We start from the raw sequence: 13,156 nt of genomic DNA, 5'->3' as shown, positions 1-13,156 counted from the left end.
CACGCGGGCGCTGCTCGGTGCCCCTACTCGGGAGCGGCAACCAACCGGAGACCGCTTTCGGCCGCCGCGACCAGGTCCGCCTCCACGGCCAGGCCACGCTCGCTCGCGTGCGCCGGGTCGTAGGAACCGTCCGCGAGCAGCACACACGCCGCGCCGACCGACGCGGCCGCTTCGCTGTCGTCGAGTGTGTCGCCGATGAGCACGACGTCCTCGGCACGCACCGGCATGCCGCGGTACTGCTCGAGCCCGGCCACGTGCCGGCGCAGCGCCTCGTGCTTGCTGGCCGCGCGTGTCTCCGGGTGCGCGCCCTCGACCACCAGGAACGTCTCGCCGATGCCGTGTGCCCCGACGATCTCGAGCAGCTCGTCGTGCTCGCTCATGGACAGCAGCGACTGCGTGACGCCCGCGTCGGCCAGCCGGGCGAGCACGTCCACCGCCTCACCGCGCAGCCGGGCGTTCGGAAGCAGCCGGCGGTAGTGCGCGTGGTAGACCTCGGCGAGCGCGTGCCACTCGTCGTCGACGAGTCCGCGACCGATCAACCGTTCGTAGAACGACCGTACCGGGCGGGTGAACGACCGCCGATACGTGTCGTGGTCCACCGGGCCCGCGCCGATCTCGACGCACGCGGCGCTCGCCGCGCGCACGGTGATGTCGAAATCGTCGAACAGCGTGCCGTTCCAGTCCCAGACGACGTGCGCCCGTGCCTGCATCAGCCGGCCGACGTGATCATCCCGGCGCCGACGGTGCGATGCGTGGTCTCGTCGACCAGGATGAACCCGCCGGTGATCCGGTTCCGACGGTACTCGTCGGCCAGCAGCGGGACGGTGGTGCGCAGCCGGACCCGGCCGATGTCGTTGAGCCCCAGCTCACCGGCATCGTCGTCACGGTGCAGGGTGTTGACGTCCAGCCGGTACTGGATGTCCTTGACCACTGTCCGTGCCGACCGGGTGGTGTGCTTGATCGCAAGCTTCTGTCCCGGCACGAGCGGTGCGTCGGTCATCCAGCTGACCATCGCGTCGATGTCCTGCGCCACGAACGGCTGGTTGTGCGGCCGGCAGATCATGTCACCGCGCGAGACGTCGATCTCGTCCTCGAGTCGGACGGTCACCGACATCGGCGGGAACGCCTCCTCCACCGGCCCGTCGGCGGTGTCGATGGAGGTGATCTTCGTGGTGAGACCGCTGGGCAGCACCATGACTTCGTCGCCGGGCTTCAACACGCCGCCGGCCACCTGACCGGCGTAGGCGCGGTAGTCGGCGTGCTGCATGGACTGCGGCCGGATGACGTACTGCACCGGCAGCCGCACGTCGACCAGGTTGCGGTCGCTGGCGATGTGCACGTTCTCGAGATGGTGCAGCAGCGACGACCCCTCGTACCAGGGCATGTTCTCGGAACGGGAGACGATGTTGTCGCCCTGCAGCGCCGAGATCGGCACCGCCGTCAGATCCGGGATGTCCAGCTTGGTGGCGAAGGCGGTGAAGTCGCGATGGATCTCGTCGAAGACCTCCTGCGACCAGTCGACCAGATCCATCTTGTTGACCGCCAGCACCAGGTGCGGAACCCGCAGCAACGAGACGATGAACGCGTGCCGGCGGCTCTGCTCGACCAGCCCCTTACGCGCGTCGACCAGCACGATGGCCAGGTCGGCGGTAGACGCACCGGTGACCATGTTGCGGGTGTACTGCACGTGCCCGGGCGTGTCGGCGATGATGAACGTGCGCCGCGGCGTCGCGAAGTAGCGGTAGGCCACGTCGATGGTGATGCCCTGCTCACGCTCGGACCGCAGCCCGTCGGTCAGCAGCGCGAGGTTGGTGTACTCGTCACCCCGCTGCTGACTGGTGCGTTCGACACTCTCGAGCTGGTCGGTGAAGATCGACTTCGAATCGAAGAGCAGCCGCCCGATCAGGGTGCTCTTGCCGTCGTCGACCGAGCCGGCGGTGGCGAACCGCAGCAGGCCGGCGTTGGCCTCGGTGGGCGTCGTCGCGGTCACGCTGTGTGCTCCCAAGTACGTATCGTGCGGCGGGTCCGGGGATCCATCTAGAAGTAGCCTTCCTTCTTCCGGTCCTCCATCGCGGCCTCGCTCACCCGGTCGTCACCGCGGGTGGCGCCGCGCTCGGTCACGCGGGTCGCGGCGACCTCGCCGAGGATCTTCTCGATGGTGTCGGCGTCCGAACGCACCGCCGCCGTCAACGACGCGTCACCGACCGTGCGGTAACGGACCCGGGCGGTGAACGTCGGCTCGTCGTCGCGCGGGCGGCAGAACTCGTTCACGCCGAACAGCATGCCGTCGCGCTCGAACACCTCGCGGTCGTGCGCGTAGTAGATGGCCGGGACCGCGATCTTCTCGCGCGCGATGTACTGCCAGACGTCCAGCTCGGTCCAGTTGGACAGTGGGAAGACGCGGATGCTCTCGCCGAGGTGGATCCGCCCGTTGTACAGGTTCCACAGCTCGGGGCGCTGGTTCTTCGGGTCCCACTGGCCGAAGTCGTCACGGAACGAGAACACCCGCTCCTTAGCCCGGGCCTTCTCCTCGTCGCGCCGGGCGCCGCCGAACAGCGCCGTGAAGCGATGCTTCTCGATCGCGTCGAGCAGGACGGGCGTCTGAATCCGGTTACGCGAGCCGTTCGGCTCCTCGGCCACCAGCCCGCGCTCGATGGCCTCGGGAACCGAGGCGACCACGAGGTTCACCCCCAGCTCGGCGACGCGCTGGTCGCGGAACTGAATCACCTCGGGGAAGTTGTGCCCGGTGTCGACGTGCATGACCGGGAACGGGATCGGCGCCGGCCAGAAGGCCTTCTCGGCCAGGCGCAGCATCACGATCGAGTCCTTGCCGCCGGAGAACAGCAGGACCGGACGTTCGAGCTCGGCGGCCACCTCACGGAAGATGTGAATGGCCTCGGACTCGAGGACGTCGAGCTGGGTGAGCTGGTATTCGTGCGTCGTCATCGTGCGGACCTCGGGACGGCGGGAATCGGGTCGGCCTCCGGGCCGGACACGGCCGCGAGCAGCGCCTCGGCGAGCTCCGGTCGGGCCACGAGCAGATCGGGGAGGTAGGTGTCGGCGTTGTTGTACTGCAGCGGGGAACCGTCGAGGCGGCTCGCGTGCACCCCCGCGGCCAGCGCCACGGCGGCCGGAGCGGCGGAGTCCCACTCGTACTGCCCGCCGGCGTGCACGTAGGCGTCGACCTCGCCGCGGACGACCGCCGTGGCCTTGTACCCGGCCGAGCCCATCGGGACGAGCTCGGCCGACAGCTCCCGAGCGGCTCGCTCGGCGACCTCGGGCGGACGGCTGCGGCTGACGGCGATGCGCGGGACACCGGACGTGCGCTGCGGCAGCTGCGGCGGCGGGTCGGACGTCACGGTGGTACCGAGGCCCGGCAGCGCCACCGCTCCCGCGGCCAGCCGTCCACCAGCCCACAGCGCCACGTGCACCGCCCAATCGGCACGCCCTTCGGCGAACTCCCGGGTGCCGTCGAGCGGGTCGACGATCCACACCCGATCAGCCTCGAGCCGCGCCTCGTCGTCGGCGGCTTCCTCGCTCAGCACGGCGTCGTCCGGACGCTCGGCCGCGAGCGCCTCGGACAGGTAACGCTGCGCGGCGCGGTCACCCGCGTCGCGCAGTTCCCGCCCGCCGTCACCGGGTCCGTGCTCACGGCGCAAAGTCCGCAGCAGTTCGCCCGCCTCGTGTGCGAGACGGGCGGCCAAGATCGCGTCGGCCTGGGTCACAACTCTCCTCCGGGGCGCATCAAGCACCCCACATTAGGTTCCCGCCCCGTTGCCGCCGAACCGTGCTCAACATTCGGGACAACTGGATCCCAGCCATAGTACGTGTCCCGCCCCGCGGTTCAATCGCCGGACAGCACAGTCGGGGCCGCTGCCGCCAGTGCGGTACGCCACGGCCGCATCGGCGCCAGGCCGATCCGGGCCCACCGGTCGTGTCCCAGGACCGAGTACGCGGGGCGTGGCGTCAGCCGGGGCATCCGGTCGCTGCCCACCGGCCGCACCCGGTCCGGGTCGAGCCCACGCTCGGCGAAGACCGCCCTGGCCAGCCCGTACCATGTCGTCGACCCCGAGTTCGTCGCATGCAGGACACCGGCGATCCCGGACGCGTCCAGCAGCCGCCCGACGTCAACGATCCGTTCCGCCAGATCGAACGCCCACGTCGGCTGTCCGCGCTGATCGTTCACGACATCGACGTACGGGCGCTCGTCGGACATACGCACCATCGTGCGCACGAAGTTCGGCCCGTGCACGCCGTACAGCCAGCCGGTCCGGAGCACGACGCCGGTGTCCGGCAGCGCGTCGGTGACTTCGCGTTCGGCCTCGACCTTCGTCCGCCCGTACGCCGTCGCCGGCGCCACCGGCGCGTCCTCGGCGTACGGCTGATCGCTCTCCCCGTCGAACACGTAGTCCGTGGACAACTGGATCATGCGAGCACCGGCCCGGCGGCACGCCCGGGCCACGTTCGCTGCTCCCGTGACGTTGACGAGCCGGGCACCTGGCTCGTCGACCTCGGCGGCATCGACGTCGGTCCACGCGGCGAGGTTGACGACGATGGCGCGCACCTGCGACTCGCCACCGGCCGTACGCACGATGCTCGACACCGCCGCGTCGACCGCGCGGGCCTCGGTGACGTCGAGGACGGCACGCGAGGTGGGCACCACGGGTTCGCCGACTCCGTGCAGCAACGCCACCAACTCGCGCCCCAGCATGCCCTCGGCCCCGGTCACCAGCCATGTCGGCACCTCGGCTCCCTTCCCGGTCCGTCGAAGGCGCTCGGAGCTGTGTCAGTACGCGCCGGTCCCCTTGAGCACCGCGCCGGCCGTGCGGCCGAGCAGTCGGGCGTCTTCGCCGAGGGACCAGTTGTCGACGTAGCGCAGGTCGAGCCGGACGGTCTCGTCCCACGTCAGGTTGGACCGGCCGCTGACCTGCCACAGCCCGGTCATCCCCGGGATCGCACGCAGCCGGCGGCGCTCCACCGTGGTGTATTCGGCGACCTCCTCCGGCAGCGGCGGCCTGGGACCGACCAGCGACATCTCACCGCGCAACACGTTGACCAACTGCGGCAGCTCGTCCAGCGAGTACTTGCGCAGCACCCGGCCGACCCGGGTGATCCTCGGATCGTCGCGCATCTTGAACATGGGACCCGCCCCGTCGGCCGACGCCAGCAGCTCGTCGCGCCGTCGATCGGCGTCGGTGTGCATCGTCCGGAACTTCAGCATCGTGAACAGCAGGCCCTCGCGCCCCACCCGGACCTGCCGGTACAGCACCGGCCCCGGCCCGGACGCCCGGACGGCGAGAGCCACGGCGGCGAACAGCGGAAACAGCAACGCCAGCCCGACGGCCGCCAGGGTGCGATCGACCACCGACTTCGCCACCCACCGGGCACCGGCGAAGCGGACCTCGCACACCTGGAGCAGCGTGCTCGCGCCGGCCTGACCGACGCGCGTCCGGTGCGCCGCCACGTCGGCCAGTCCCAGCTCCGCCGTCAGCACCGCTCCGGTGCCCTCGAGCGCCCAGCCCAGCTCCCGCAGCCGCTCACCGGTGAACCCGGATCCGGGAGCGACGCAGACCACCTGCGCACCCGACTCCACCGCGGCGGCCCGGACGGTGTCGACCGGCGAGCGGGCCGACGGCAACGCGAGAGTGGCGCCGTCGGCGGCGATCGGTCCTCCGACGGGGAACGTGTCGACGACGACGCCGTCGGCGCCCTCGACACACGCACCGACCACCGTCAGCACTTGGTCGTCGTCACCGGCCAGCCGATCGATCACACCCGACAGCGCGGACGACGTCCCGACGACGATGGTCCGCGCACCCGGGACACCCCGCCGCCGCAGCGTGCGCACCCGGCGCGCCACCAGGAACCGGACCAGCAGCGACCCGCACAACAGGATCGCCGCGGCCGCCACGAGCCATCCGCCGAGCAGCTGCGCACCCGCCAGCGAACCAGCGATCGCGACCGCCGCCACCAGGACCGTCAGCGCCTGCACGACTCCCGTACCGGGACGCGTCGCGCTCAGGAAGCGGTCGCCACGCCGCGCCAGCGCCGCAGCCACCAGCGGCCACGAGACCGCGAGCGCACACACCGCGAGCAGGTGCGGGCGGCTCGGAAACGGCCACACCGCAGCAGCGGCGACCGTGGCCGTCAGCACGTCGCCGACGGCCACCGCCGAGCGCCGCCGGAACGGGCGGCGGTGGTCCGGTGGATCGGACCGGCCGCCACTTCCCCGGCGGTCATGCAGAGAATGTCCACGCCGATTCCGGGCGCGCGCACTCGTAGACGAAAAACCGACCGTAGCCATGGCCCCCCCAAGGCTCCGATACCCCCCACCGGCTCGTCACCGAGCCGAAGAACATGCGGAGACTATACGTCGAGGGAGCACAGCGGGCCAGAGGGAATCCGGCCGGGAATTCTCGACAATCCCGATAGTCGCGTGCGGAATCAGCCGTTGTAGTGATTCTGCGCGTACGTCAAACCGTCCACGACGACCGCCTCGGCCGCATCCGCGGCCCGGTCGATCTCGGTGTCGAGATCACGACGCTCGGCAGCCGAGAACGGCTTCAGAACGTACGCGGCCGGATCCGTCCGGCCGGGCGGTCGGCCGATGCCGATACGCAGCCGGCAGTAGTCGCCCGATCCGACCGCCGAGCGCACCGAGCGCAGACCGTTGTGGCCGTTGTCGCCGCCACCGCGTTTGAGACGGACCGCGCCGAACGGCAGGTCGAGCTCGTCGTGCGCGATCAACAGCCGCTCGGGCGGAACCGAGTAGAACGCCGCCAACCGCGCGACCGGCCCGCCTGACTCGTTCATGTACGAGCGCGGCACCGCCAGCACCGCCCGCGAACCCGGAACCGCGCCGATGCGCACCTCGGCCACGTCGGCGCGGTTGCGCCGCTGCGCCTTCAGCTTCGCGTCACACCGCGCCGCCAGCAGCTCGACCACCATCGCGCCGACGTTGTGCCGCGTACCCGCATACGACGGGCCGGGGTTGCCCAAGCCGACGACGATCCACGTCGCGTCCGACATTCACCCGGCCTCCGGCCCGTCACGCGGTGTACGTTCAGGACTCTTCGGAGGAGGACTCCTCGCCACCCTCGGCGGCGGCCTCTTCGCCCTCTTCGGCCGCGCCCGCCTCGGCGGCTTCCTCGGTGGGCTCCTCCGCCTCGAGGTCGGCCTCGGTCGGCGTCGCGGTGATGTTGACGATCAGCAGTTCCTCGTCCGCGGCGAGCGTGGAGCCGCTCGCCAGCACCAGGTCCTTCGCGTGGATCTGGGTGCCCTCTTCGAGCTCGTCGACGGAGACCTCGATGGACTCGGGCAGGTGTGTCGCCTCGGCCTCGACGGAAACCGTCGTGTTCTCGAGGCTGACCATGGTGCCGGGCGCGGCGTCGCCGGTGACGACGACGGGGATGTCGACGGTGACCTTCTCGCCGCGCTTGACCAGCAACAGGTCGACGTGCTCGATGAAGCCCTTCAGCGGGTCGCGCTGCACGTGCTTCGGCAGCGCCAGCTCACTCTTTCGACCCTGGATGTCGAGGTTGATCAGGACGTTCGCGGTCTTCATCGCGAGCATCGTGTCGTGGCCCGGCAGCGAGAGGTGGACGGGGTCCGTGCCGTGGCCGTAGAGGACCGCGGGAACCTTCTCGGAGCGGCGAAGGCGGCGCGCGGCGCCCTTGCCGAACTCGGTGCGCAGCTCGGCGGCGATCTTGACATCGGACACGGTGGTACTCCTCGAAAGGCGGTGGGCGATCAGGCGACACGTCGGGCTCCGGCGAAAGGCGCGCGCACCGACTGCGCACCGCGTCGATCACGGAACCGTCATGGACGGCGCCCTCGCCGAGGCAACCACAGAAGTTTAGCGGTCACCCCGCCGCAAAGTGAAACCACCCCGCCTGGTCGACGGGCGGCGTTCCGGGCAGGCTCGGTGCCCGGCGATCGCGCGGTTGTGTGGACGGGGGAGCCTGCCAGGGCTCGGCTCGGGCATCGGCGAGGTACGAGCCGCGGGCGGGGCAGGCTTCCCCGTCCGCGCGGCCGCCACCCCCTCCTACGCGTTGCCGTTGAACAGGCTGGTGACCGAGCCCTCCTCGAACACCTCGTGGATCGCGCGAGCCACCAGCGGGGCGATCGAGAGCACCGTCAGCTTGTCGAACCGGCGCTCCTCCGGGATGGGCAGCGTGTTCGTGACGATGACCTCGCTGATGCCGGAGTTCTTCAGCCGGTCGACCGCAGGCCCCGACAGCACCGCGTGCGTCGCCGCGACGAGGACACCCGCCGCGCCGTTGGCCAGCAGCGCCTCGGCGGCCTGCGTGATGGTGCCGGCGGTGTCGATCATGTCGTCGACGAGCAGGCAGGTGCGCCCTTCGACGTCGCCGACGACCTCGTGCACCTTGACCTTGTTGGCGACGTTCGGGTCGCGGCGCTTGTGGATGATCGCCAGCGGCGTGCCGAGCCGGTCGGCCCAAACGTCGGCCACCCGCACCCGGCCGGCGTCCGGCGAGACGATGGTCATGTTCGCCGGATCGTGCTGTGCGGCGACGTGGTCGGCCAGGATGGGCAGCGCCCACAGGTGGTCCACCGGGCCGTCGAAGAAGCCCTGGATCTGGGCGGTGTGCAGGTCGACGGCCATCAACCGGTCGGCCCCGGCCGTCTGGAACATGTCGGCGACCAGCCGTGCGGAGATCGGCTCGCGGCCGCGGTGCTTCTTGTCCTGGCGCGCGTAGCCGTAGAACGGCATGACCACGGTGATCTGCTTGGCCGACGCCCGCTTGAGCGCATCGACCATGATCAGCTGCTCCATGATCCATTCGTTGATCGGCGCCGTGTGGCTCTGGATGACGAAGGCGTCGCTGCCGCGGACGCTCTCGTCGAAGCGGACGTAGACCTCGCCGTTGGCGAAGTTGTGCGTCTTGCTCGGCACCAGACCGACACCGAGATGATCGGCGACCTCAGCGTTCAGTTCGGGGTGGGCGCGTCCCCCGAACAGCATCAGGGTCTTCGTACCGGTCGCCCGGATCCCACTCACACCGATTCCCCCTCGACGTGATCGTCGCCGGCACGCTGCTGTGCGGCGTGTGCTGCCTCGGCTGTCGCAGTACCCGCGCGGCGGCGAGCGACCCAACCGTCGACGTTGCGCTGCCGTGCCCGTGCCACGGCCAGCTCTCCCGGTTCGGTGCCAGCCGTCACGGTGGAGCCGGCCGCGACGTAACTGCCGTCGGCCAACTCGACCGGAGCCACCAGCACCGAGTCGCTACCGACGAAGGTGTGCCGGCCCACGGTGGTGTGGTGCTTGGCGACGCCGTCGTAGTTCGCGACGATGGTGCCGGCGCCGATGTTCACGCCCGCACCGATGGTGGCGTCGCCGACGTACGACAGGTGGGGCACCTTCGCCCCCTCGCCGACGGACGACGCCTTGATCTCGACGAAGGCGCCCGCCTTCGCGCGCTCGTCGATTACCGCGCCGGGGCGTAGGTAGCTGAACGGGCCGACACTGGCCGATGCTGCGACCTCGGCACCGACCAGGTGCGAGCGCACGACCGACGCGTCGGCGCCGACCGTCACGTCGCGCAACGTGCTGTCCGGGCCCACCTCGGCCCCGGCGCCGACGTGCGTGCTGCCGTGCAGCTGAACGCCGGGGCGCAGCACGACGTCCTGCTCCAGAGTGACGGTGGCGTCGATCCAGGTGGTGGCCGGGTCGACCATGGTGACTCCCGCGCGCATCCACCGCTCGGTGACGCGACGGTTCAGCTCGCGGGTCATCGTGGCGAGTTGCACGCGGTCGTTGACGCCCTCGGTCTGCCAGGGGTCGTCGGTGACGAACGCGCCGACACGGCGGCCTTCGGAGCGGGCGATGCCCAGCACGTCCGTCAGGTACAGCTCGCCCTGCGAGTTGTCCGTGGTCAGCTGCCCCAGCGCGGACCGCAGCACAGCGGCGTCGAACGCGTAGATCCCGGAGTTGATCTCGGTGATGGCTCGGACCTCCGCCGAAGCGTCCTTGTGCTCGACGATGCCGCGCACGGCGCCCTCGTCGTCACGGAGGATCCGGCCGTAGCCGGTGGGGTCGGCGACGTCGGCGGTCAGCACGGTGACCGCGTTGGCGTCCGCGGTGTGCGCGTCGACCAGCTCGTGCAGAGTGGCGCCGGTGAGCAGCGGGACGTCGCCGTAGGTGACGACGACCACACCGTCGAGATCGGGCAGCGCGCCGAGCGCGACCTGCACGGCGTGGCCGGTGCCGAGCTGCTGCTCCTGGACCACCGTCGCGACCCCGGGGGTCTGCCCGAGATGGGCCGCGACCTGGTCACGTCCGTGCCCGATGACCACCGTCAGGTGGTCCGGCTCGAGCTCCTGGACAGCCGCGACGGCATGGCCCACGAGGGAGCGCCCCGCGAGCTCGTGCAGAACCTTGGGCGTCGATGACTTCATCCGGGTGCCCTCGCCGGCAGCGAGAACAACGACGGCGGCCGGGCGCGTAGTCACGCGTTCGTGCTCCTCGGCTTGGATGGCGGGACCGGGCACGACGATACCCCGCTGGGCGGCCGCCGAGAACTTCAGCCTCCACAGCCACCCGGCCGGCGAGGATTCGAACCATGGCTCCCGGGAGAGGGATCGAACCTCTACTAGCTGGACCAAAACCAGCTGTGCTGCCATTACACAACCCGGGATGGGAGTTTCGAATCCTCATTGTGTCACGGTGCACTCACCTCCCGCCGTTCGCGTTCCACCGCTCGCCTGGCCCGCTCCCGGCGCCAGTTGACCCGACCGGCTTCGGCTCGCCGACTCGCACCGTCCGAACCCGGCGTCCAGGCGATGCCTTTGGTGAGCTGCCACGTCGTTCTCTTGACCAGGCCGGCCACGGGCGATCCCGGGCGCCGACCAGCCGTCCCGGCGTAACGCCCGGGCGCGTTCTCGTGAGCCGTCGGGACTCGCGGCCTGGCACGGCCCTTGCCGTACACCCCGAGGAGGCGACTGATCGTGCTCGCGCCGACGTGCAGCTCCGCCTTGATCTGCGCACAGGTCGCCCCCGCGGTGCGCAGCGCCCGAACACGCTCGGCCAGCTCAGCATCGCCGCTGAACTGCACTCCGCCCATGCCCGAACACTGCCAGCCGGTGCCGGCAACGTCGGCCGCATGCGCGGGCGGCGCGAGAACGATCAGGTGACCATCGGAGCCGCCTGATCGGCGATGTGTCACCTGATCATCCGGCGTCCGCATCGCGGACATGATCAGGTGACACGATGCGCCGAAGGGCCCACCCGTTCTGCACCTGATCGCCACGCATCCGGTGATCAGGTGCAGGATCGACGATCAGGTGACCGCCGAGCGATCAGGTGACAGCTGGGCGATCGGCTCGGATCCGGATGCCCGCAAATCCGGCCTATGCGACCTACGGCATCGTAGGTTACGGTAGCGTAAGGAAGGTATCCCTAACGACGGAGACTCCATGGCTCCCACGGACACCACCACGGCTCGCACTCCGTCCGCACCGGACGAGCTGCCGCAGGGCACGCTCTCCGAGGACACCCAGTCCATGGGCGAACGGATCACTCTCGGCGTCTTCATCGCGGTGCCGTTCATCGCGCTGCTCGCCGCGGTCCCGGTCGCCTGGATGGGTGGCTATCTGAGCTGGCTCGACGTGGTCCTGGCGGTCGTGTTCTACGCCATCTCCGGGCACGGCATCACCGTCGGCTTCCACCGGCACTTCACGCACCGGGCGTTCAAGGCCAACCGGGGCACCAAGGTCGGCCTGGCCGTCGCCGGCAGCATGGCCATCGAAGGGCCCGTCATCCGCTGGGTGGCCGACCATCGCAGGCACCACAAGTTCGCTGACAAGGACGGCGACCCGCACTCGCCGTGGCGCTACGGCGACACCATCCCCGCGCTGCTCAAAGGGATGTTCTTCGCCCACATGGGCTGGATGTTCGACGTCGAGCAGACCGATCAGCGCAAGTTCGCGCCAGATCTGATCAAGGACGACGACATCCGCCGCGTCAGCAAGCTGTTCCCGCTGTGGGTGGCGCTGTCGCTGCTGCTGCCGCCGATCATCGGCGGTTTGGCCACGTGGTCCTGGCACGGCGCGTTGACGGCGTTCTTCTGGGCCACGCTCGTGCGCGTCGGCTTGTTGCACCACGTCACCTGGTCCATCAACTCGATCTGCCACGCGATCGGCGAGCGCCCGTTCGAGAGCCGCGACAAGTCCGGCAACGTCTGGTGGCTGGCGCTGCTGTCGATGGGCGAGTCCTGGCACAACCTGCACCACGCCGACCCCACGTGCGCACGGCACGGCGTTCTCAAAGGCCAGATCGACTCGTCGGCGCGCATCATCTGGGCGTTCGAGAGGCTCGGCTGGGCGTGGGACGTCCGCTGGCCCAGCGCCGAGCGGATCGAGGCGAAGAAGGTGGACGATTACGGCGGTGAATCGACACTGATCGCACCATGACGACGTACGGGCGCCCGGCGTGCATGATGGGCGGGTGACCGACGTCGCTCCCAGGCCGCGCGCCACGCCCAGCCGGGTACGGATGACCGGAAAGCAACGACGCGAACAGCTCCTCGACGTCGGACGTACGTTGTTCGCCGAGCGGGGCTTCGACGGCGCCTCGATCGAAGAGGTGGCCGCTCGCGGCGGCGTGTCCAAACCGGTGGTGTACGAGCACTTCGGCGGCAAAGAGGGCCTGTACGCCGTCGTCGTCGACCGCGAGATGGAGGAGCTGCTCGAACGGATCACGACGGCACTGGGCTCGGCGACCCATCCGCGGGTGGTCCTCGAGCGCGCCGCGCTCGCGTTGCTCGACTACATCGAGACCTCGGCCGACGGATTCCGCATCCTCGTCCGCGACTCCCCGGTGGCGCACTCCACCGGCAGTTTCGCCAGCCTGATCTCGGACGCCGCCAGCCAGGTCGAGCACATCCTCGCCGCCGAGTTCACCTCCCGCGGCCTGGCCGCCGAGCACGCCCCGATGTACGCCCAGATGCTGGTGGGCATGGTCGCACTGACCGGACAGTGGTGGCTGGACGTGCGGTCGCCGGCGAAGGCCGACGTCGCCGCCCACCTCGTCAACCTCGCGTGGAACGGACTCGCCGGCCTGGAACACCACCCGCGGCTCGGCGACGACCAGGACGCGCCCGGCACGGATCAGCCGGCGTGACGTTCGCCGCCTCGG

The 13,156-nt window shown here is 70.2% G+C and carries 13 protein-coding genes and 1 tRNA gene; 2 read left to right on the top strand and 12 right to left on the bottom strand.

What is annotated here, in order from left to right; all coding sequences use genetic code 11:
• Positions 1 to 23: 23 nt before the first annotated feature.
• From CLV30_RS09270 to CLV30_RS09215, 12 genes are all read right to left on the bottom strand, one after another.
• On the bottom strand, positions 24 to 710 hold the full coding sequence (locus CLV30_RS09270) for an HAD family hydrolase (protein WP_106536913.1): 687 nt from the start codon (positions 708 to 710) through the stop codon (positions 24 to 26).
• The gene (locus CLV30_RS09265) at positions 710 to 1,990 is read right to left on the bottom strand and encodes a sulfate adenylyltransferase subunit 1 (RefSeq protein WP_205740807.1); all 1,281 of its coding nucleotides are present in this window, start codon (positions 1,988 to 1,990) and stop codon (positions 710 to 712) included. The genes CLV30_RS09270 and CLV30_RS09265 overlap by 1 nt, the downstream gene beginning before the upstream one ends.
• A gap of 47 nt (positions 1,991 to 2,037) precedes the next feature.
• Positions 2,038 to 2,946, bottom strand: coding sequence for a sulfate adenylyltransferase subunit CysD (gene cysD, locus CLV30_RS09260; protein WP_106536911.1), 909 nt, complete (start codon positions 2,944 to 2,946; stop codon positions 2,038 to 2,040).
• Positions 2,943 to 3,725 (bottom strand): 3'(2'),5'-bisphosphate nucleotidase CysQ, encoded by a 783-nt coding sequence (locus CLV30_RS09255; RefSeq protein ID WP_106536910.1) that lies wholly within the window; start codon positions 3,723 to 3,725, stop codon positions 2,943 to 2,945. Before CLV30_RS09255 ends, cysD begins: the two co-directional genes overlap by 4 nt.
• A gap of 119 nt (positions 3,726 to 3,844) precedes the next feature.
• A complete protein-coding gene (rfbD, locus tag CLV30_RS09250; protein ID WP_106536909.1) occupies positions 3,845 to 4,744 on the bottom strand; it encodes a dTDP-4-dehydrorhamnose reductase in 900 nt (299 codons plus the stop codon).
• Positions 4,745 to 4,786: 42 nt separating this feature from the next.
• Positions 4,787 to 6,169, bottom strand: coding sequence for a sugar transferase (locus CLV30_RS09245; RefSeq protein WP_205740809.1), 1,383 nt, complete (start codon positions 6,167 to 6,169; stop codon positions 4,787 to 4,789).
• Between the two features lie 275 nt (positions 6,170 to 6,444).
• Positions 6,445 to 7,029 carry an aminoacyl-tRNA hydrolase gene (pth, locus tag CLV30_RS09240; RefSeq protein WP_106536907.1) on the bottom strand — a complete coding sequence of 195 codons (585 nt, stop codon included), beginning with the start codon at positions 7,027 to 7,029 and terminating at the stop codon, positions 6,445 to 6,447.
• A gap of 34 nt (positions 7,030 to 7,063) precedes the next feature.
• The gene (locus tag CLV30_RS09235; RefSeq protein WP_106536906.1) at positions 7,064 to 7,720 is read right to left on the bottom strand and encodes a 50S ribosomal protein L25/general stress protein Ctc; all 657 of its coding nucleotides are present in this window, start codon (positions 7,718 to 7,720) and stop codon (positions 7,064 to 7,066) included.
• A gap of 324 nt (positions 7,721 to 8,044) precedes the next feature.
• Positions 8,045 to 9,022 carry a ribose-phosphate diphosphokinase gene (locus CLV30_RS09230; protein ID WP_106536905.1) on the bottom strand — a complete coding sequence of 326 codons (978 nt, stop codon included), beginning with the start codon at positions 9,020 to 9,022 and terminating at the stop codon, positions 8,045 to 8,047.
• Entirely contained in the window at positions 9,019 to 10,473 is a 1,455-nt protein-coding gene (glmU, locus tag CLV30_RS09225; protein WP_106537029.1) for a bifunctional UDP-N-acetylglucosamine diphosphorylase/glucosamine-1-phosphate N-acetyltransferase GlmU, read from the bottom strand. Before glmU ends, CLV30_RS09230 begins: the two co-directional genes overlap by 4 nt.
• Positions 10,474 to 10,584: 111 nt before the next feature.
• Positions 10,585 to 10,658: transfer RNA gene (locus CLV30_RS09220), tRNA-Gln, on the bottom strand.
• A 24-nt stretch (positions 10,659 to 10,682) separates the two neighbouring features.
• Positions 10,683 to 11,207: a hypothetical protein gene (locus CLV30_RS09215; RefSeq protein WP_129711001.1), complete on the bottom strand. Its 525-nt coding sequence runs from the start codon at positions 11,205 to 11,207 to the stop codon at positions 10,683 to 10,685.
• Between the two features lie 229 nt (positions 11,208 to 11,436).
• On the opposite strand from CLV30_RS09215, the gene CLV30_RS09210 reads away from it, so the two are divergent.
• Together CLV30_RS09210 and CLV30_RS09205 are read left to right on the top strand one after the other, a co-directional pair.
• Positions 11,437 to 12,432 carry an acyl-CoA desaturase gene (locus CLV30_RS09210; protein WP_106536903.1) on the top strand — a complete coding sequence of 332 codons (996 nt, stop codon included), beginning with the start codon at positions 11,437 to 11,439 and terminating at the stop codon, positions 12,430 to 12,432.
• A gap of 82 nt (positions 12,433 to 12,514) precedes the next feature.
• Positions 12,515 to 13,141, top strand: a complete 627-nt coding sequence (locus tag CLV30_RS09205; protein WP_106537028.1) for a TetR family transcriptional regulator — start codon at positions 12,515 to 12,517, stop codon at positions 13,139 to 13,141.
• Positions 13,142 to 13,156: the final 15 nt, after the last annotated feature.

Origin of the sequence: Haloactinopolyspora alba (assembly GCF_003014555.1) — a bacterium.
Taxonomy (GTDB): domain Bacteria; phylum Actinomycetota; class Actinomycetes; order Jiangellales; family Jiangellaceae; genus Haloactinopolyspora; species Haloactinopolyspora alba.
Note: the sequence above shows the minus strand (reverse complement) of the source record. Positions and strands in the feature narration are given on the sequence as shown.

Coding starts and splice junctions, on each gene's coding strand:
- CLV30_RS09270 (WP_106536913.1), bottom strand. CDS start 710: ATGCAGGCACGGGCGCACGTCGTCTGGGACTGGAACGGCACGCTGTTC.
- cysD (WP_106536911.1), bottom strand. CDS start 2,946: ATGACGACGCACGAATACCAGCTCACCCAGCTCGACGTCCTCGAGTCC.
- CLV30_RS09210 (WP_106536903.1), top strand. CDS start 11,437: ATGGCTCCCACGGACACCACCACGGCTCGCACTCCGTCCGCACCGGAC.
- CLV30_RS09215 (WP_129711001.1), bottom strand. CDS start 11,207: ATGCGGACGCCGGATGATCAGGTGACACATCGCCGATCAGGCGGCTCC.
- CLV30_RS09205 (WP_106537028.1), top strand. CDS start 12,515: ATGACCGGAAAGCAACGACGCGAACAGCTCCTCGACGTCGGACGTACG.
- pth (WP_106536907.1), bottom strand. CDS start 7,029: ATGTCGGACGCGACGTGGATCGTCGTCGGCTTGGGCAACCCCGGCCCG.